Origin of the sequence: [Actinomadura] parvosata subsp. kistnae (assembly GCF_900323885.1) — a bacterium.
Lineage (GTDB): Bacteria > Actinomycetota > Actinomycetes > Streptosporangiales > Streptosporangiaceae > Nonomuraea > Nonomuraea composti.
Genome location: NZ_OOHJ01000018.1, coordinates 1,065,790 through 1,084,623 on the forward strand (window position 1 = coordinate 1,065,790; position 18,834 = coordinate 1,084,623).

Genomic DNA, 18,834 nt, shown 5'->3' on the forward strand with positions numbered 1-18,834 from the left:
CCCGCGCGTGGGGCCGCCCCGCGACGGGACGGCCCCACGACGGGGTCACTCGGTGGAGAAGGCGGCGTCGAAGGCCGTCGCCGGCGGGGTGATGGAGTTCAGCTTGCGGATGTAGCCGAGCGCCTCCTTGGCCCCGTCGAGCCGGTCCATCCCGGCGTCCTCCCACTCGATCGAGATCGGGCCTTCGTAGCCGATCGCGTTGAGCGCGCGGAAGCAGTCCTCCCACGGCACGTCGCCGCGGCCGGTCGAGACGAAGTCCCAGCCCCTGCGCATGTCGGCCCACGGCAGGTGCGACGACAGGCGGCCCTTGCGGCCGTCGCCGACCCGCACGCGGGTGTCCTTGCAGTCGACGTGGTAGATGCGGTCGGCGAAGTCGAGGATGAACCCGACCGGGTCGAGGTCCTGCCACACCATGTGGGACGGGTCCCAGTTGAGGCCGAACGCGGGCCGGTGGCCGATGGCCTCCAGCGTGCGCACGGTGGTGTGGTAGTCGTAGGCGATCTCGCTCGGGTGCACCTCATGAGCGAACCGCACGCCCACCTCGTCGAACACGTCGAGGATCGGGTTCCAGCGGTCGGCGAAGTCCTGGTACCCGGCCTCGATCATCGAGGCGGGCACCGGCGGGAACATCGCCACCGTGTGCCAGATCGACGAGCCCGTGAAGCCCACCACGGTGTCCACGCCGAGCAGCGCGGCGGCGCGGGCGGTGTTCTTCATCTCCTCGGCCGCGGCCTGGCGCACCGACTCGGGGTCGCCGTTGCCCCAGATGCGGGCCGGGAGGATGGCCTTGTGCCGCTCGTCGATGGGATGGTCGCACACGGCCTGGCCGACCAGGTGGTTGGAGATCGTCCAGACCTTCAGGCCGTGCTTGTCGAGCTGGGCGCGCTTCTGCTCCACGTACGAGGGGTCCGCCACGGCCTGCGCCACGTCGAAGTGGTCGCCCGAGCAGGCGATCTCCAGGCCGTCGTAGCCCCACTCGGAGGCCAGCCTGCACACCTCCTCGAACGGCAGGTCGGCCCACTGTCCGGTGAACAGTGTGACGGGTCGCATCAGTCCTCCACGTTCGTGTAGCGGCTGCCGTCAGCCGCGCTGCGCTCGACCGCCTCCAGCACGCGCTGTACCCGCAGCCCGTCGGCGAACGACGGCGACGGGTCGGCGCCCGTGGCGACCGCTTCCAGGAAGTCCTTGATCTCGTGGGTGAAGGTGTGCTCGTAGCCGAGGCCGTGGCCGGGCGGCCACCAGGCGCCGACGTACGGGTGGTCGGGCTCGGTGACCAGGATCCGTTCGAAGCCGCCGCCGTTCGCGCTGAACCACAGCTCGTTCATGGCCTCGAAGTCGAAGGCGAGGCTGCCGAGCGAGCCGTTGATCTCGAGGCGCATGGCGTTCTTGCGCCCGTTGGCGAAGCGGGTCGCCTCGAACGAGGCCACCGCGCCGCCCGACATGCGGCCGATGAACAGCGCCGCGTCGTCGACCGTCACCTCGCCCCTGGCGCTGGACCCGGTGGCGCCGAGCCCGGCGGACTCGGTCGCCAGCGGGCGCTCCTTGATGAACGTCTCGGTCAGTGCCGACACGCCCACGACGTTCTGGCCGGTGACGAACTGGGCGGCGTCGACGATGTGCGCGCCGATGTCGCCGAGCGCGCCCGAGCCCGCCTTGTCCTTCTGCAGCCGCCAGACCAGCGGGAACTCCGGGTCGACGATCCAGTCCTGCAAGTACTGTGCCCGTACGTGCCTGATCTCGCCGATCCGGCCCTCCTCGACGTACCGGCGGGCCAGCGCGATCGCGGGCACCCGCCGGTAGTTGAAGGCCACCATGCTCTTGCCCGTCGCCGCGGCGGCCGCCGCCACCATGGCCTCGGCCTCGGCGACGGTGTTGGCCAGCGGTTTCTCGCAGATCACGTGCTTGCCGGCCTGCAACGCGGCGATGGCGATCTCGGCGTGCGAGTCACCGGGCGTGCAGATGTCGACGATCTGCACGTCGTCGCGCTTGACCAGCTCTCTCCAGTCCGTCTCGATGTCGGCCCAGCCGAGCTGCGCGGCGGCCGCCTCGGTGCGCTCCTTCGACCGGCCGGAGAGCACCGCCATGCGCGGCGCCACCGGCAGGTCGAAGAACGCTCCGACGCTGCGCCAGGCCTGGGAGTGGACACGGCCCATGAAGGCGTAGCCGACCATGCCCACGCCGATGGTGGTTCTGTCTGACATGCAACCCCCGATCAGGATCAGGATTCGAAGCCGAGTGCCAGGTACTTCTCGACGTTCTCCTTGGTAATGGTCTCGGACGCGAGCGTGATGGACTGGGGAACCGTGTTCTCCACCAGATCGCTCATGCCCTTCCCCTGTGCTATCAGACGCGCCAGCTTGATCGCCGAGGAGGCCATGGTCGGCGAGTAGGTGACGGTGGCCTTCAGCACGGAGTTGCCCGACTGGATCTCGCGCATCGCGTTCAGCGAGCCGGCGCCGCCGACCATGATGAACTCGTTGCGGCTGGCCTCCTTGATGGCCGCCAGCACGCCGACGCCCTGGTCGTCGTCGTGGTTCCACATCGCGTCGATCTTCTTGTGCGCCTGCAGCAGCGACGTGGCGACCTCGTTGCCGGTCTCCACGGTGAACTGGGCGTCCTGCTTGGCCGTCACGCTGAACCCGTACGTCTTCAGCGCGTCGGCGAAGCCCTTGCTGCGGTCCTGCGTCAGCGGCAGCGTGGCGATGCCCTGGATCTCGACGATGACGGGGTTCGAGACGCCCTTGTCCTTGAGCTGCTTGCCGATGTAGTGGCCGGCGGCCACGCCCATGCCGTAGTTGTCGCCGCCGACCCACGTGCGGTAGGCGAGCTTGTCCGGGAAGATCCGGTCGAGGTTGACGACCGGGATGCCCGCCTCGGTGGCCTGCAGCGCGACCTGGTTGAGCTGCTGGCCGTCGTTCGGCAGGATCACCAGGGCGTTCACCTTGGCCTGGATGAGCGTCTCCACGGCGGAGATCTGCTGGTTGATGTCGTTGGTCGGCTCGACCGGCTTGAAGTCGATGTCGGTGTACTGCTTCGCGGTGGCCTCGGCGTTCTTGGCGATCGCCGCGATCCAGCCGTGGTCGGCCGCGGGGGCCGAGAAGCCGATCGTCACCTTCGTGCCCGGCTGGTCGTTGCCGCCACTCGCCTGGGCGGGTGCGGGGGCCGCGCTGGTGGGGCCGGACGCGGCGGGCTCGTTGCTGGTGCAGCCCGCCGCCAGCAACGCGGCCCCGCCGAGTCCGCCGATGAGGAATCCCCGGCGCGCGACGTTGTCACTCATGGTGCTCTCTCCTTCAGATTCCGCCGCTGGAGAAGGACGGCGACGACGATGATCAGGCCCTTGGCGATCAGCTGGTCGCTGGTGTTGAGCCCGTTGAGAATGAAGAGGTTGGTGATGAGGGTGAAGATCAGCAGGCCCAGGATGGAGCCGACGATCGTGCCGCGGCCTCCGGTGAGCAGCGTGCCGCCGATGATGACGGCGGCGATGGCGTCCAGCTCGTACAGGTCGCCGTGGGTGGACGAGCCCGTCGTGGTGCGCGCCATGATGAGGATGGCCGCGATGCCGCAGCACAGGCCCGACAGCGCGTACAGCAGCATGGTGTGCCGGCGCACGTCGATGCCGGCCAGGCGGGCGGCCTCGGGGTTGCCGCCGACCGCGTACGTGCGCCGCCCGAACGTCGTGCGGTTGAGCACGATCCAGCCCAGCACCACGACCAGCGCGAAGATGTAGACGAGCAGCGGGATGCCGAGCAGCCGCGTCGTCGACAGGTCCACGAGGGCCGAGTTGTCGGCCTGGATGAGCTGGGTCTTGCGGTCCGACATGCGTTGCGCGAGCCCTCGCGCGGCCACCAGCATGGCCAGCGTGGCGATGAACGGCACCAACCGCCCGTAGGCGATCAGCCAGCCGTTGACCAGCCCCGCTCCGGTGCCGACGAGGATCGCGCAGATCGCCATGACGACCGGCCCGTACGACTGCGTGGCCACGGTCGTGGCCCACACGCTGGCCAGGGCCATGACCGCGCCGACCGACAGGTCGATGCCGCCGCCGATGATGACGAACGTGGCCCCGACCGTGATCACGCCGATCGTGGCCGCCAGCGACAGGATGCTGACGAGGTTCGAGGTGGTCAGGAAGTTGTCGGGCCGGGTGATCAGGCCGACGACGACCAGCAGTGCCAGCGCGCCGACCAGGCCGAGATGCCGCATCTCGCCGACGCCGCGGATGGACGGCAGCGCCGGTACGGCCTTCGTCGTGGGCTCGCCCATCACGCGGCCCTCCCATTCATGATCATGTCCAGTACGCGGTGCTCGTCCAGCTCAGTCGCCTCTCCCTCATGGATGACCGCGCCCTCGCGCAGCACCAGCACGCGATCGGCCAGCCCCAGCACCTCGGGCACCTCGCTGGAGACCAGCAGCACCCCGATGCCCTGCTTGGCCAGGTCGTGGATGACGGCGTACAGCTCGGCCCTGGCTCCCACGTCCACGCCGCGGGTGGGCTCGTCGAGCAGCAGCAGCTTGCGCCCGCCGAGCAGCCAGCGGGCGAGCACGGCCTTCTGCTGGTTGCCGCCCGACAGGGTCCTGATCGGGCGTTCGGGGTCGGGCGGGCGGATGTCCAGCATCTCGGACAGCCGTTTGGCCTCGTCCCGCTCCCGTTTGCGGTCGATCCAGCCGAACCTGGCGAACCCCGGCAGGGTGCCCAGCGTGATGTTGGCCGTGACGCTCTGGTCGAGGAGCAGGGCCTGGGCCTTGCGTTCCTCGGGGGCCAGGCCCATGCCGCTCCTGACGGTGCCGACCACGCCGCGGCGCACCTGGCGGCCGTCGAGCAGGACGCGTCCCGTGTGAGGGCGCGCGCCATAGACGGCCTCCAGGATCTCCGAGCGGCCCGAGCCGACCAGCCCGGCCAGGCCGACGATCTCGCCCGCCCGGACGCTGAACGAGACGTCCTTGAAGACGCCCGGCGAGCTCAGGTTCTCGACGCGAAGCACCTCCTCGCCGAACTCGCGGCCGCCTCTGGGCGGGAAGACGTACTCGACGTTCCTGCCGGTCATGAGCGAGACGATCTGGGTGGTGGGCGTGTCGCGGGCGGGCAGCCCGACCGCGACCGTGCGGCCGTCCTTGAGCACGGTGACGCGGTCGCCGATCTCACGGATCTCCTCCAGCCGGTGGGAGATGTAGACCACGGCCACGCCCTGGGCGGTCAGCTCGCGGATGATGCGGAAGAGGTTGCTGACCTCGTCGTGGGCGAGCGCGGCCGACGGCTCGTCCATGATGATCAGCTTGGCCTCGTGGGAGAGCGCGCGGGCCATGGAGACGACCTGCTTGGCCGCCGGAGACAGCCGCCCCACCTCGGTGGCGGGGCGGATCTCCGGATGGCCGAGGCGTTCCAGCACCTCGCGGGCGGCCCGCCGGCCCGCCGCCCTGTTGACGAAGCCGAGGCGGGCGTGCTCGTGGCCGAGGAAGATGTTCTCGGCCACGCTGAGGCCGTCCACCAGATCCAGCTCCTGGTAGATGGTGGCGAAGCCGAGCTTGATGGCGTCGATGGGGCTGCCGGGGCGCACCTCCGCCCCGTTGAACGAGATCGTGCCCTCGTCCGGCTGGTGAACTCCGGCCAGCACCTTGATCAGGGTGGATTTGCCGGCGCCGTTCTGGCCGAGCAGGCAGTGAACCTCGCCCGCCCGCACGTCCAGATCGACCCCGTCCAGCGCGCGCACGCCGGGGAACTGCTTGACGATGCCCTTCATGACCAGCATCGGGAGGTCCCTTTCAGGCGTTGACGATGCGGTTGATGTTGTCGGGTGACAGGTAGTGCTCGATGGCGAGGATCCCGGCGCCGAGCGCGGCGGCGTTGATCCCCGTACGGCTCGGCGTGATCGACAGGTGGTGCGTGGCCAGCGGGAGCGACCTGCGGTAGACCGTCTCCCTGATCCCTGCCAGCAGGTGCTCGTGCACCCGTGACAGTGCGCCGCCGATCACGATGACCTCGGGGTTGAAGAAGTTGACCAGGCTGGCCAGCACCTCGCCGATGAGCCGGCCGGCCTCCCTGACCAGGCGCAGCGCCTGGGTGTTTCCTGATTGAACGAGTGCCACGACGTCGGCGCCGGTCTCGGCCGGAAGGCCCAGCTCGGTCAGCCGCCGCGCGATGGCGGCGCCGCCGGCCACGGCCTCCAGGCAGGCGCTGTTGCCGCACCGGCAGCCGGCGTCCTCGTGGCCGCTGACCCGGATGTGGCCGATGTCGCCGGCGGAGCCCTGCGCGCCTCTGTGCAGGGTGCCGGCGGCCATGATGCCGCAGCCGATGCCGGTGCCGACCTTGACGAACAGCAGGTGCTTGGTGTCGGCGAAGGCGCCCCGGTGCTCGCCCAGCGCCATCACGTTGACGTCGTTGTCGACCAGCACCTCGACACCCTCGAAGTACTCGGGGATGGGGTAGTCGTTCCAGCCGGGCATGATCGGCGGGTTGTTCGGCCGCCCGGTGGCGAACTCCACCGGCCCCGGCACGCCGATCCCGATGGCCCGCAGCGCGGTCCTGGGCCGGCCCGCCTGGCCGAGCAGGTGGTCGAGCCGCTGGTCCACGTGGGCGAGCACCTTCTCGGGGCCCTCGCCGATCAGCAGCGCGTCCTCGCACTCGGCCAGCACATTGCCCGAGATGTCCATGAGGGCGACCCGGCAGTGGGTGGCGCCCAGGTCCACGCCCGCGAAGGCGTGGTCCTCGGTGTGCAGGCGGAGCTGGCGCGGCGGACGGCCACCGGTCGACTCGCCGCTCTCGGTCTCCTCGACCAGGCCGCGCTCGATCAGCGCGTCCACGCGCTGGGAGATCGTCGAGCGGGCCAGGCCGGTGAGCCTCGCCAGATCGGATCGGGTCGTCGCGGAGCCCGCGCTGATCAGCGTCAGCACGTCGCCGGCGGAGCCCGGCTGGGGGGTCATGCCGCGACAATAAGATCACCGATGGGGCAAATCAAGAGCGGAGATCGACCAAACTCCCCCAACTTCCGCCGAAGATCGAACAAAGGCCGGTTTCAGCCCAGAAAAGCCGACATTTCGGTACTTACCCAGGTATGCGGAAGCGCCGACCCCCGACGCGGGGCCGGCGCTTCAGAGACGGCCGCCGGTCGCGGCGATCAGCCGGAGCGGCCGGGCTCGGCGGTCAGAGCATCGACTTCATGGAGTCGGCCGCCGTCAGCACGTAAGGCTGCTCGGTCATGACCGCCCCCCAGTTGTCCGCGATCGCCTCGGGCGTCAGGTCGTCGCTCTTCCACCCCGGCCCCTCGGCCACGAACACCCGCGCCACCTTGCCGCCCCCGACCGTGAACACCTCACCGCTGACCTCGCACGACTCGTGCACGAGGTAGGCGACCAGCGCGCTGACCCGCTCGGGGGTGAACTTGGCCTCGAACTCGGCCGGCAGCAGCGCCTCGGTCATCCGCGTCCAGGCCACGGGCGCGATCGCGTTGGCCTTGATGCCGTTGCGCGCCCCCTCGATCCCGAGCGTCTTGGTCAGGCCCACCAGGCCCATCTTGGCCGTGGAGTAGTTGGCCTGGCCGAAGTTGCCGAACAGGCCGGCGGGGCTGGAGGTGTTGACGACGCGGCCGTAGCCGGCCGCCTTCATCAGCGGGTAGGCGGCCTGGCTGACGAGGTAGGAGCCGCGTACGTGCACGGCCAGCACCGCGTCGAACTCCTCGACCGTCATCTTCCCGAACGACTTGTCGCGCAGGATGCCCGCGTTGTTGACGACGATGTCGACCTTGCCGAACGCGTCCACCGCGGCCTGGACGATGGCGTGGGCGCCTTCGGGGGTGGCGACGTCGTCGGCGTTCGCGACGGCCTGGCCGCCGTTCTTCGTGATGAGGTCGGCCACCTCGGCCGCGGGGCCGGTCGAGGCGCCGGTGCCGTCGAGCGCGCCGCCGAGGTCGTTGACGACGACCTTGGCGCCCCGCTCGGCGAGCAGGAGCGCGTGCGACCTGCCCAGGCCGTGCCCGGCCCCCGTGATGATCGCGACCCTGTCATCGAACCGAAGCATCGAACCTCCCGAGCCGAGGAGAACAAAATTCTGGTCATCTGTACGATAGCCGCCTCAGGGCAGCCGCCACAGGTCCGGCTCGCCCGCTTCCCTGACCACCCGCCCCTTGGCCTCCAGCCACGCCAGGTGCGCGAGCGTCTCGTTGTTGGCCGAGCGCCGCATGAACGGCGGGATCGTCTCCCACGGCCGCGACCACGTCAGCCGGGTGGCCACATCCCAGCAGTTGGCGGCGCCGGCCGCGCCGACCACCTGCTCGATCTCCGCGAGGCGGGCGTCGTGGTGCGCCAGCACCGTGTCCACCCGCTCGGCCAGCTCCAGGAACCGGTACTCGTGCGCGGGCAGCACCTCCTCGACCTCCAGCTTGCGGACGGCGTCCAGAGAATCGAGGTAGTCGGCCAGCGGGTTCGGCCCCGACTGCGGGTGCACGGCCACGATGGGCGTGATCCGCGCCAGGACGTGGTCACCGGAGAACAGCACCTTGCGCTCCGGCGAGACGAAGCACAGGTGGCCCGGCGAGTGGCCGGGCGTCCAGATGGCCCGCAGGTCCCAGCCCGGCAGGCCGAGGTCGTCGCCGTCCTCCACCAGCCGGTCCGGCCTGGCCATCGAGACCATGTGCCTGATCATCATGGAGGCGCCGGCCAGCTCGTCCAGCGTCAGGTCGGGCACGCCGCAGCGGCGCAGCAGCGCCCGCTCCCGCTGGACGAGGGAGTCGATGGCGTCGTCGTCGTAACGCTCGCGGACCAGGCGGGCGTCGGCGGGGTGCAGCGCGATCCAGGCGCCGGAGCTCTCCCTGATGCGGCCCGCCAGGCCGTAGTGGTCGGGGTGGATGTGGGTGACCAGGACGCCCTTGACGTCGGTGATCGCGTACCCGGCCACGCCCAGGCCCGCCACGAGCGCGTCGTAGGCCTCGTCGGTGTTCCACCCGGCGTCGATGATGGCCACGCCGTCGGGCAGCTCCAGCACGTAGACGAGCACGTACCGGAGAGGGTTGATCGGGATCGGGACGGGAACGGACCACAGGCCGGGGCGCACCCGCTCGACTTCGGGGAACGTCCCGCCGACCCACGCCTCCCGCTGGGCGGGGTTGGCGGGGGTCACTACGAATTTCGCCACGACCCGAATATAGTTCTGCGTCCGAATCATGTTCTACTTGGGGCATGAAGCTGAGCCGCGAGATCAACGATGATGGCCGCTTCGTCCGGCAGCCGAACCGTTTCACGGATCGGCTCGGCCCACCCGAGCCCGGCCGCTACCGGGTCTACGCGTCCTACGCCTGCCCGTGGGCGCAGCGCGTACTGATCGTCCGTAAGCTCCTGGGCCTGGAAGACCTGCTGGACGTCACGATCGTCGACCCCATCCGCGACGAGAAGGGCTGGCGTGTCCCCGGTGGCGACCCGGAGTACCTGTCGGAGCTCTACCACGCCACCGACCCCGGCTACACGGGCCGCTACACCGTCCCCTGCGTCTGGGACACCCAGGAGAAGCGGATCGTCACCAACGACTTCCCGCAGATCACGCTCGACCTGGAGACGACGTGGGGCACCTCGCCCAACCTCTATCCCGAACGCCTGCGCCCCGACATCGACATCATGAACGACCGCCTCTACCACGGGCTCAACAACGCGGTCTACGAGGCGGGCTTCTCCCGTGACCAGCAGGTCTACGAGGAGGCGGTGGCCCGGGTGTTCACCACCCTCGACTTCCTGGAGGTGCGGCTGGCCGAGTCGGAGTTCCTGTTCGACACGCTCACCGACAGCGACGTGCGCCTCTACACGACGCTGGCCAGGTTCGACGCCGTCTACTACGGGCACTTCAAGTGCTCGGTGCGGCGGCTGGTCGACTATCCGGCGCTGTGGGCGTACGCGCGCCGCCTGTACGCCATCCCGGCCTTCCGCGAGACCACCGACTTCGACCAGATCAAGCGCCATTACTACATCACCCAGACGAACATCAACCCGAGCCGGATCGTGCCGGTAGGGCCGGAGCTGGACTGGAGCCTGTAGGCGCGGGCATCCGCACGAACAGCAGCGCCGAGACCAGCATCACGGCGGCCGCGACGGACCAGGCGGCGGCGAGGCCCGCCTGGGTGGCCAGCGAGCCGAGCGTGAGGTTGGCCGCGATGCCCCCCGACTGCAGGGACAACGAGCTGGTGGAGGTGACGGTCGTGCGCTCGGCGGAGCCGACCGCGTTGTGGGTCAGCTCCAGGCAGAGCACGCCCGTCACCGCGATGCCGACGAAGAGCACGACGTAGGCGAGCCCGGCGCTCAGCATGCCGGGCAGACCGGCCAGCCCCGCCGTCGCGGCCAGCGCGCCGACGGCGAGCGCGGTCAGCGCCGTGCCCGCGATCGCGCCCCTGGCCGACCCGCCCGCCAGGCGCGCGGCGCGGGGCGCGAGCGCCGCGCCCGCCGCGCTGCCGGCGAAGCCCAGCGCCGCGACGACGGCGTAGGCCAGGCTGCCCTCCTCGGCGGTGCCGGCCAGCTCGGCCAGGCGGCCGGGCGTGAGCAGCTCGATGCACGTCAGCACTACGCCGGACGCCGCGGCGGCGAGCATGAGCCTGCGCAGCAGCACGCCGCCCAGCGCCAGCCGGATGCCGCCCGTCACGGTGGCGGGCACCTCGCGCAGCACGCCCGCCGGCGAGCGACGCCGGTGGGCCGGCTCGGGCAGCGCGAGCACCACCACGACCAGCAGCACCAGCGCCGCCACCGCGCCCACCAGGGGCGGCGCGGCCAGCGGCAGCATCAGCGACGGCGGCACCAGGAGCGGCAGCGCGCCGCCCGCCAGCACGCCCGCGCACAGGGCCGCGGACTCCATCGCGCCGCCCCTGGCCAGGCCGGGCTTGAGGTCCGCCCCGCGCCCCTCGATCGCGTGCAGCGTGTCGACGTACCAGGAAGTGGCGGGACCGCTGGACAGAGCCCTGGCGACCCCCTTGAACACCCCGCTCAGCAGGAACATCCAGAACGTGGTGGACACGCTCATCAGCGCCAGCCCCGCCACCGTGAACGCGGCCGAGGCCGCCAGCACCATGCGCCGGCCGACGACGTCGGCCAGCCCGCCCGTCGGCAGCTCCAGGCTCACGGTCACGACCGAGTAGACCGTCACCACCAGCCCGACCTGGGCCAGGCCGAGACCCCGCTCGGTCATCAGCAGGACCATCGTCGCCATCATGAGGCCCGGCGGCAGCCAGGTCAGGAAGCTGACGAGCAGGTAGCGCCGTAACGCCGACCGTGCGGTCACGACTCCTCCCTCCGCTTGCGGGGGAAGCCCCCCACCCAGATGTGGACGAGCTGACTGTCGGGGGCGCCCTCGTGGCGGGCGGCCAGCTCGCGCAGGATCTCCCCGGTACGCGCGGCGAACTCCTCCAGCGCGGCCGGCGGCAGCTCCACGATGTGGTCGCTCATGCCGGCCGCCGACACCCATTCCGGCGACCAGCCGGCCTCGTCGAACTCCTCGGTGACCCGGCCCAGCAGCTCCGCCTGGAGCAGCCGCATGACCTTGACCGTCTCGCGGCCCTCCGGCGTCACGGCCATCTCGCGGCTGTTCCACGAGGTGTAGCGGTGCCGGGCCCGCCAGCGTCGCTCGCGGCCGTCGCGCTGCTCCGGGTCCTCCTCGATGAAGCCGTGCTTGAACAGCTCGCGCAGGTGGTAGCTGGTCGAGCCGGAGCTCTCGCCGACCGTGCGGCCGAGCTCGCTGGCGGTGGCCGGGCCGTCGGAGCGCAGCAGGCCGAGCAGCCGGGCCCGCAGCGGGTGGGTGACCACTCTCAGCACCTGCGGGTCGCTGATCTTGTAATGCTCTTCCACCCCTTCACCGTAAATCGCAAAGACGATTTTGCAAAGAGGATTTTGCGGTTTGCCCACTCTCCTAGACTGTGGGGATGCTCGACGACATCTGGGTGGACGACTCCGTCCGCGCGCTGCGCCCCGACTTCGCGGTGCTCATCGTGACCGCGCACGGCCTGCGCAACGGCCCCACCGACGACCGCTCCCGGGCCTGGCTGGCGGCCGCCTCGGCGGTGGAGGTGCAGACGGACAAGATCGACGCCTGGAAGGACGCCTACCGGGCGTTCGGCGCCAAGCCGCAGCGCACCCGCCCCTCGGTCGACGCCCTGACCCGGCGCATGCCGCTGCCGGAGATCAACCGGGTCGTCGACGCGTACAACTCGATCAGCGTCAAGCACGCGCTGCCCATCGGCGGCGAAGACCTCGACAAATATGTCGGCCCGGCCCGCCTGGTGCGGGCGAGCGGCGACGAGGCGTCGGAGGAGGCGCTCGGTCAGCCCGAGCCCGGCGAGGTCATCTGGCGTGACGACATCGGTGTCACCTGCAGGAGATGGAACTGGCGCCAGGTGGTGCGCACCCGTCTCACCGAGGAGACCACCAACGCGATCTTCCTGCTGGAGCGCCTTGAGCCGATGTCTTTGGAGGAGCTGAAGCAGGCAGGAGAGGAGCTTTCGGAGCTTCTGACCGAGTTGTCCCCCGAGGTGCGCATCTCCAGCCGGCTCCTGTCCAGCGGGAAATAAACCTCACCCCCCGGTGTTGATACCAAAGAGTAATAAACGCTGCACCACCCGGATTGACGAGGCGCGCGTGACCTCTTTGCGCGGTCCTGAGAGGATCGTTCGAGGCGGCACGGGTCCTTCGGCGCGCGCTGCCAGTCCGGGCGAGTAGCCTTGGACAGGTTCTCTAACATCAACGCCGATCTGCGGAAGAGGGCGATTTCCGCCGTGTCGTCTGAGTCGTCGCGGACAAACCCGCTGGCAAGCTTTGGTCAGAACGAGTGGCTTGTCGACGAGCTGTACCAGAAGTACCTCCAAGATCCAGAGTCTGTCGACAAGGCCTGGTGGAACTTCTTCGCTGACTACAACCCTGATTACGGACCGGGCCGAACCCCGGTCAGGGAGGCGGCGAACGGCACGGTGACCGCGCCCGCTCCTCCCCAGACCCCGAAGGCGCCACCCAAGGCGCCACCCGCGGCCGAAAAGCCGAAGCAGCCCGCCACCCCGGTGCCCAAGGGCGCCGAGGAGGTCAAGCTGCGCGGCGCCGCGGCCCGCACCGCCGCCAACATGGACCTCTCCCTTGCGGTCCCGACGGCGACCAGCGTGCGGGCCATCCCGGCCAAGCTGCTCATCGACAACCGCATTGTGATCAACAATCACCTCAAGCGGGGCCGCGGCGGCAAGGTCTCCTTCACGCACCTGATCGGGTTCGCGATCGTCAAGGCGCTGAAGGCCATGCCGGAGATGAACTACTCCTACGCCGAGATCGACGGCAAGCCGACGCTCGTCAAGCCCGAGCACGTCGGCTTCGGCCTCGCGATCGACGTCCAGAAGAGCAACGGCGAGCGCCAGCTCCTCGTGCCCTCCATCAAGGGCGCCGAGGAGATGGACTTCCGCCAGTTCTGGATGGCCTATGAGGAGGTCGTCCGCAAGGCCCGCGCCGGCAAGCTCGGCGTCGACGACTTCTCCGGCACCACGATCTCCCTCACCAACCCCGGCACGATCGGCACCGTCCACTCCGTGCCGCGCCTCATGCCCGGCCAGGGCACGATCATCGGCGTCGGCGCGATGGAATACCCGGCCGAATACCAGGGGGCCTCCCCCGACACGCTCTCGCGCCTGGCCGTCTCCAAGGTCATGACGCTGACCAGCACCTACGACCACCGGATCATCCAGGGCGCCCAGTCGGGCGACTTCCTGCGCCAGATCCACCGGCTGCTGCTCGGCGAGGACGGCTTCTACGACGAGATCTTCGAGGCGCTGCGGATCCCGTACGAGCCGGTCCGCTGGGTCCAGGACATCTCGGCCACCCACGACGACGACGTGGCCAAGTCCGCGCGCGTGATCGAGCTGATCCACGCCTACCGCGTCCGCGGCCACCTGATGGCCGAGACGGACCCGCTGGAGTACAAGCAGCGCAAGCACCCCGACCTCGACATCCAGTCGCACGGCCTGACGCTGTGGGACCTCGAGCGCGAGTTCGCGACGGGCGGCTTCGGCGGCAAGCCGCTGATGAAGCTGCGCGACATCCTGGGCGTGCTGCGTGACTCCTACTGCCGCACCGTCGGCATCGAGTACATGCACATCCAGAACCCCGAGGAGAGGGCCTGGATCCAGGCGCGGGTGGAGAAGCCGCACAAGTCGCCCGAGCGCGACGAGCAGCTCAACATCCTGTCCCGGCTCAACACCGCCGAGGCGTTCGAGACGTTCCTGCAGACGAAGTTCGTCGGCCAGAAGCGCTTCTCGCTGGAGGGCGGCGAGTCCCTGATCCCGCTGCTCGACTCCGTGATCAGCGACGCCGCCGACGAGGGCCTCGACGAGGTCGTCATCGGCATGGCGCACCGCGGCCGCCTCAACGTCCTGGCCAACATCGTGGGCAAGTCCTACGCCCAGATCTTCGGCGAGTTCGAGGGCAACATCGACCCGCGCACGGCGCACGGCTCCGGCGACGTGAAGTACCACCTCGGCGCCACCGGCACGTTCACCGCGCCGAGCGGCAAGACGATCACCGCGTCCGTGGTCGCCAACCCCTCCCACCTGGAGGCGGTCGACCCGGTCCTGGAGGGCGTCGTCCGCGCGAAGCAGGACCTTCTTGAGCGCGGCGAGGAGGGCTTCACCGTCCTGCCCGTCCTCATCCACGGCGACGCGGCCTTCGCCGGCCAGGGCGTCGTGGCCGAGACCCTCAACCTGTCGCAGCTGCGCGGCTACCGCACCGGCGGCACCGTGCACGTGGTCGTCAACAACCAGGTCGGCTTCACCACCTCGCCCGCCTCCTCCCGCTCCTCGGTCTACGCGACCGACGTGGCGCGGATGATCCAGGCGCCGATCTTCCACGTCAACGGCGACGACCCCGAGGCCGTGGTCCGCGTGGGCGAACTGGCCTACGAGTACCGCCAGGCGTTCCGCAAGGACGTCGTCATCGACCTCATCTGCTACCGCCGCCGCGGCCACAACGAGGGCGACAACCCCGCCTTCACCCAGCCGCTGATGTACGACCTGATCGACGCCAAGCGCTCCACCCGCAAGCTCTACACCGAGGCGCTGATCGGCCGGGGCGACATCACGGTCGAGGAGGCCGAGTCCGCGCTGCGCGACTACCAGGCCAAGCTGGAGCAGGCGTTCACCGAGACGCGCGAGGCGGCGAAGAAGCCGGCCGAGGCGGCCGCGATGCGGGTGCCCCCGACCGAGGTCGTCAAGTGGTCCCACGACGACACGCCGACCGGCATCACGCACGAGACGCTCAAGCGCATCGTCGACACCCAGCTCAACCTCCCCGAGGGCTTCACGCCGCACCCGCGCCTGGCGCCGGTGCTGCAGCGCCGCGGCCAGATGGTCGAGCAGGACGCGATCGACTGGGCGATGGGCGAGACGCTGGCCTTCGGCTCGCTGCTGATGGACGGCCACCCGGTCCGCCTCGTCGGACAGGACTCCCGGCGCGGCACGTTCACCCAGCGCCACGCCGTCCTGGTCGACCGCATGACCGGCGCCGACCACACGCCGCTCAAGACCTTCAACCAGGGCACCACGAAGTTCTACGTCTACGACTCGCTGCTGAGCGAGTTCGCGGCGCTCGGCTTCGAGTACGGCTACAGCGTCGTCCGTCCTGACGCCCTGGTCTGCTGGGAGGCGCAGTTCGGCGACTTCGTCAACGGCGCCCAGACGATCATCGACGAGTTCATCTCGTCGGGCGAGCAGAAGTGGGGCCAGAAGTCCTCCGTCGTGCTGCTGCTGCCGCACGGCTACGAGGGCCAGGGCCCCGACCACTCCTCGGCCCGCATCGAGCGTTTCCTCCAGGTCTGCGCGCTCGACAACATGACGGTCGCGCAGCCCACCACCCCGGCCAACTACTTCCACCTGCTGCGCTGGCAGGTGGAGTCGGAGCGGCACAAGCCGCTGGTGGTCTTCACGCCCAAGTCGCTGCTGCGCCACAAGGCGGCCACGTCGAAGGCGTCCGACTTCACCTCGGGCTCCTTCCAGCCGGTCCTGGGCGACGCCACGGCCGACCCGGCCAAGGTCACCAAGGTCGTGCTCACCTCCGGCAGGCTCTACTACGACCTGGCGGCGCGGCGCGACAAGGACGGCCGCGACGACGTCGCGATCGTGCGGCTGGAGCGCCTCTACCCGTTCCCGTCCGAGGAGCTCGCCGCCGAGCTGTCCCGGTACGGCGACCAGGTGGAGCTGATCTGGGCGCAGGACGAGCCGGCCAACATGGGCCCGTGGCCGTACCTCACGCTCAAGATGGCCGAAGACCCGCAGACGCTGGGCGGCCGGGCGGTGCGGCGCGTGTCGCGCACGCCCAACAGCTCGCCGGCGACCGGGTCGCACAACTCCCACGACACGGAGCTCGAGGAGATCCTGCACCAGATCTTCGGCTGAGCCACCGTCGTCCAGAGCCCCCGGCCCGCCGATCGGCGGCCGGGGGCTCACTGCTGCCCGGGCAGGCTAAAGTGCAGGTCCGGGCCCCTTTCTGAACCTGCGAATGGAGAGCGATGTACTTCACCGATCGGGGGATCGAAGAGCTGGTCGAGCGCCGCGGCGAGGAGGAGGTCAGCCTGTTGTGGCTGGGCGAGCGGCTGCGCGAGTTCGTCGATCTCAACCCCGAGTTCGAGACGCCGATCGAGCGGCTGGCCACGTGGCTGGCGCGCCTCGACGACGACGAGGACGACTGACCGCCCCGCGACTTCCCTCGCGAAGTCGTAGTCTCGAATAACGCGATACATCTTGAGATTCGCCGAGACGCGACATATCGTGAGTTATGGAGAACCGGTGTCGCCTAGAGAGGGGCGGGGGATCATGCAGCAATGGACGATCGACGAGCCAGGACAGCTGACGTTCGGCGACGTGGAGTCGCTGGACGTCCGCATCGTCGCCGGCCGGCTCGACGTGCTCGCCAGCGACGGCCCGGCCACCCTGGAGATCGCCGAGATCGAGCCGGCCTCACCGCTGACCGTCACCTACGACGAGGCCACCCGCTCGCTCACCATCGCCGACCGCGACCTCACCTGGGACGGCGTGCTCGGCTGGCTGCGCCGCGACCGGCGCCGATCCGTGCTGTCCATCGCCGTGCCCAAGAGCTGCCGGGTCAAGGCGGGCGTGGTGTCCGCACCCGCCGTCCTGGCCGGGTTCGAGAGATCCACGCACGTCAAGAGCGTCTCCGGTGACGTCGTCCTCGACGGGGTCAGCGGCGACGTCGCCGCCAACACCGTCTCAGGGGCCGTCGAGACCCGGGCCATGGAAGGCGACCTGTCGTTCGTCAGCATCTCCGGCGACCTCACCGTCGCCGACGGCGTCCCCCACCGGCTGAAAGCCAACACCGTCTCCGGCCGGATCACCGCGGATCTCACCCTGCGACCGACGGGTCACGTCACGTTCAACAGCGTCTCCGGTGACATCCTGGTCAGGCTGCCGGAGAACGTGGAGGCGGACGTCAGCATCAGATCCACCTCCGGCAGGCTGGTCAGCACGTTCGAGGAACTGTCCAACACGAGCGCCCCCGCGGCGAAGTCGCTGTCGGGGCGGCTGGGTGGCGGCATGGCCTCCCTGTCGGCGATCACGGTCTCCGGCGAGGTCACGCTGCTCAAGGGAGAGAAGGAATGAGCCCTGTCTTCGGTCACGGCCGGCTCCGGCTGTACCTGCTCAAGCTGCTGGAAGAGAGCCCGCGCCATGGCTACGAGGTCATCCGGCTGCTCCAGGACCGCTTCCTCGGCGTGTACTCGCCCTCTCCCGGCACCATCTACCCGCGCCTGGCCCGCCTGGAAGAAGAGGGCCTGGTCACGCACGAGGTGGTCGAGGGCAAGAAGGTGTTCTCCATCACCGACAAGGGCCGCGAAGAGCTGAACGCCCGGCTCGACGAGCTCGACGACCTGGAGCAGGAGATCTCCGCCTCCGTCCGCGACATCGCCCGCGAGGTCAAGGAGGACGTGCGCGACACCGTCAAGTCGCTGCGCGAAGAGCTGACCCGCATGGCCAAGGACGTCCGCACCGGCGCCGCCGAGGACACCCGGCGGCTGCGCGACAAGCAGAAGGAAGAGCTCAAGCGGCTGCGCGACCAGCAGAAACGCCAGTGGATGGAGCACGCCTACCACTGGCAGGACGAAGGCGAGCGGCTCACCAAGGAATGGCGCCGGATCTGGTCGGAAGTCTGGACCACCCTCGGCGGCACCCCCGCCGGCGGCTCCTCCGCCAACCGGGCCGAGCTCGACGCCGAGCTGGGCGAGCTGCTCGCCGACTTCGTGGCGCGGGCGCGCGAGGACGCCTCCAACGCCCGGCTGACGCCGGAGAAGCTGGCCGAGCTCCGCACGACGCTCGACGAGACGACCCGCCGCATCCACGACATCCTCGACCGCTGACCAACCGGGGAGCCGCGCCCCTCCCCCGGCCCACCGGGAGCGCCCTCTCCTCACCGGCCCCTACCGAGGAGCACCACACCCTGCCTGCCCGCGGAGGAGCATCGCCGCCTCCAGCCGCTGCCTCCTCCAGCCGCAGGCCTCGCCACACGTCGGCCCGGCAGGCGTGGTGGGTGCTCGCCTGTCCAGGCACGCCAGCCCGCCAGATACGCCAGCCCGCCAGGCACGCCGGCCCACCATCTCCTCACCGGCCCCTACCGAGGAGCACCGCACCCTGCCTGCCGCGCGGAGGAGCATCGCCGCCTCCAGCCGCTGCCTCCGCCAGCCGCAAGCCTCGCCACACGTCGGCCCGGGCAGGCGTGGTCGGCGCGCGCCTGATCAGGCACGGCCGGCCCGCCAGATACGCCAGCCCGCCAGGCACGCCGGCCCACCAGGCACGCCGGCCCGCCATCTCCTCACCGGCCCCTACCGAGGAGCACCACACC

The 18,834-nt window shown here is 70.0% G+C and carries 16 protein-coding genes; 6 read left to right on the top strand and 10 right to left on the bottom strand.

Going from position 1 to position 18,834, the window contains the following annotated elements:
* Positions 1-45 precede the first annotated feature (45 nt).
* From KIS93_RS24960 to KIS93_RS24995, 8 genes are all read right to left on the bottom strand, one after another.
* Positions 46-1,053 carry a sugar phosphate isomerase/epimerase family protein gene (locus KIS93_RS24960; protein WP_080045386.1) on the bottom strand — a complete coding sequence of 336 codons (1,008 nt, stop codon included), beginning with the start codon at positions 1,051-1,053 and terminating at the stop codon, positions 46-48.
* Positions 1,050-2,201 carry a Gfo/Idh/MocA family protein gene (locus KIS93_RS24965; RefSeq protein ID WP_080045385.1) on the bottom strand — a complete coding sequence of 384 codons (1,152 nt, stop codon included), beginning with the start codon at positions 2,199-2,201 and terminating at the stop codon, positions 1,050-1,052. The genes KIS93_RS24960 and KIS93_RS24965 overlap by 4 nt, the downstream gene beginning before the upstream one ends.
* A 17-nt stretch (positions 2,202-2,218) precedes the next feature.
* Positions 2,219-3,277: an ABC transporter substrate-binding protein gene (locus tag KIS93_RS24970; protein ID WP_080045384.1), complete on the bottom strand. Its 1,059-nt coding sequence runs from the start codon at positions 3,275-3,277 to the stop codon at positions 2,219-2,221.
* Positions 3,274-4,263, bottom strand: coding sequence for an ABC transporter permease (locus KIS93_RS24975; protein ID WP_080045383.1), 990 nt, complete (start codon positions 4,261-4,263; stop codon positions 3,274-3,276). Before KIS93_RS24975 ends, KIS93_RS24970 begins: the two co-directional genes overlap by 4 nt.
* Positions 4,263-5,747, bottom strand: coding sequence for a sugar ABC transporter ATP-binding protein (locus KIS93_RS24980; protein ID WP_080045382.1), 1,485 nt, complete (start codon positions 5,745-5,747; stop codon positions 4,263-4,265). Before KIS93_RS24980 ends, KIS93_RS24975 begins: the two co-directional genes overlap by 1 nt.
* Before the next feature lie 13 nt (positions 5,748-5,760).
* The gene (locus tag KIS93_RS24985) at positions 5,761-6,918 is read right to left on the bottom strand and encodes an ROK family transcriptional regulator (protein ID WP_080045381.1); all 1,158 of its coding nucleotides are present in this window, start codon (positions 6,916-6,918) and stop codon (positions 5,761-5,763) included.
* Positions 6,919-7,138: 220 nt separating this feature from the next.
* Positions 7,139-8,011 carry an SDR family oxidoreductase gene (locus tag KIS93_RS24990; RefSeq protein WP_080045380.1) on the bottom strand — a complete coding sequence of 291 codons (873 nt, stop codon included), beginning with the start codon at positions 8,009-8,011 and terminating at the stop codon, positions 7,139-7,141.
* A gap of 54 nt (positions 8,012-8,065) precedes the next feature.
* The gene (locus KIS93_RS24995; RefSeq protein WP_230465811.1) at positions 8,066-9,124 is read right to left on the bottom strand and encodes an MBL fold metallo-hydrolase; all 1,059 of its coding nucleotides are present in this window, start codon (positions 9,122-9,124) and stop codon (positions 8,066-8,068) included.
* Positions 9,125-9,168: 44 nt separating this feature from the next.
* On the opposite strand from KIS93_RS24995, the gene KIS93_RS25000 reads away from it, so the two are divergent.
* On the top strand, positions 9,169-10,014 hold the full coding sequence (locus KIS93_RS25000; RefSeq protein ID WP_080045378.1) for a glutathione S-transferase family protein: 846 nt from the start codon (positions 9,169-9,171) through the stop codon (positions 10,012-10,014).
* Here the strand turns inward: KIS93_RS25000 and KIS93_RS25005 are convergent.
* Both KIS93_RS25005 and KIS93_RS25010 read right to left on the bottom strand, forming a co-directional pair.
* Positions 9,962-11,245, bottom strand: a complete 1,284-nt coding sequence (locus KIS93_RS25005) for an MFS transporter (protein ID WP_186404424.1) — start codon at positions 11,243-11,245, stop codon at positions 9,962-9,964. The genes KIS93_RS25000 and KIS93_RS25005 overlap by 53 nt on opposite strands.
* Positions 11,242-11,808 (bottom strand): winged helix-turn-helix domain-containing protein, encoded by a 567-nt coding sequence (locus KIS93_RS25010; protein WP_230465810.1) that lies wholly within the window; start codon positions 11,806-11,808, stop codon positions 11,242-11,244. The genes KIS93_RS25005 and KIS93_RS25010 overlap by 4 nt, the downstream gene beginning before the upstream one ends.
* Before the next feature lie 74 nt (positions 11,809-11,882).
* Here KIS93_RS25010 and KIS93_RS25015 point away from each other — a divergent pair, with 74 nt between their 5' ends.
* The 5 genes from KIS93_RS25015 to KIS93_RS25035 all read left to right on the top strand — a co-directional run bounded on the left by KIS93_RS25015 (position 11,883) and on the right by KIS93_RS25035 (position 18,352).
* Entirely contained in the window at positions 11,883-12,527 is a 645-nt protein-coding gene (locus KIS93_RS25015) for a B3/B4 domain-containing protein (protein ID WP_080045375.1), read from the top strand.
* Positions 12,528-12,731: 204 nt separating this feature from the next.
* On the top strand, positions 12,732-16,379 hold the full coding sequence (locus KIS93_RS25020; protein WP_080045374.1) for a multifunctional oxoglutarate decarboxylase/oxoglutarate dehydrogenase thiamine pyrophosphate-binding subunit/dihydrolipoyllysine-residue succinyltransferase subunit: 3,648 nt from the start codon (positions 12,732-12,734) through the stop codon (positions 16,377-16,379).
* A gap of 113 nt (positions 16,380-16,492) precedes the next feature.
* Complete coding sequence (locus tag KIS93_RS25025; RefSeq protein ID WP_080045373.1) at positions 16,493-16,672, top strand: DUF6104 family protein; 180 nt, start codon at positions 16,493-16,495, stop codon at positions 16,670-16,672.
* Between the two features lie 124 nt (positions 16,673-16,796).
* The gene (locus KIS93_RS25030) at positions 16,797-17,600 is read left to right on the top strand and encodes a DUF4097 family beta strand repeat-containing protein (RefSeq protein WP_080045372.1); all 804 of its coding nucleotides are present in this window, start codon (positions 16,797-16,799) and stop codon (positions 17,598-17,600) included.
* Positions 17,597-18,352, top strand: a complete 756-nt coding sequence (locus KIS93_RS25035) for a PadR family transcriptional regulator (protein WP_080045371.1) — start codon at positions 17,597-17,599, stop codon at positions 18,350-18,352. The genes KIS93_RS25030 and KIS93_RS25035 overlap by 4 nt, the downstream gene beginning before the upstream one ends.
* Positions 18,353-18,834: the final 482 nt, after the last annotated feature.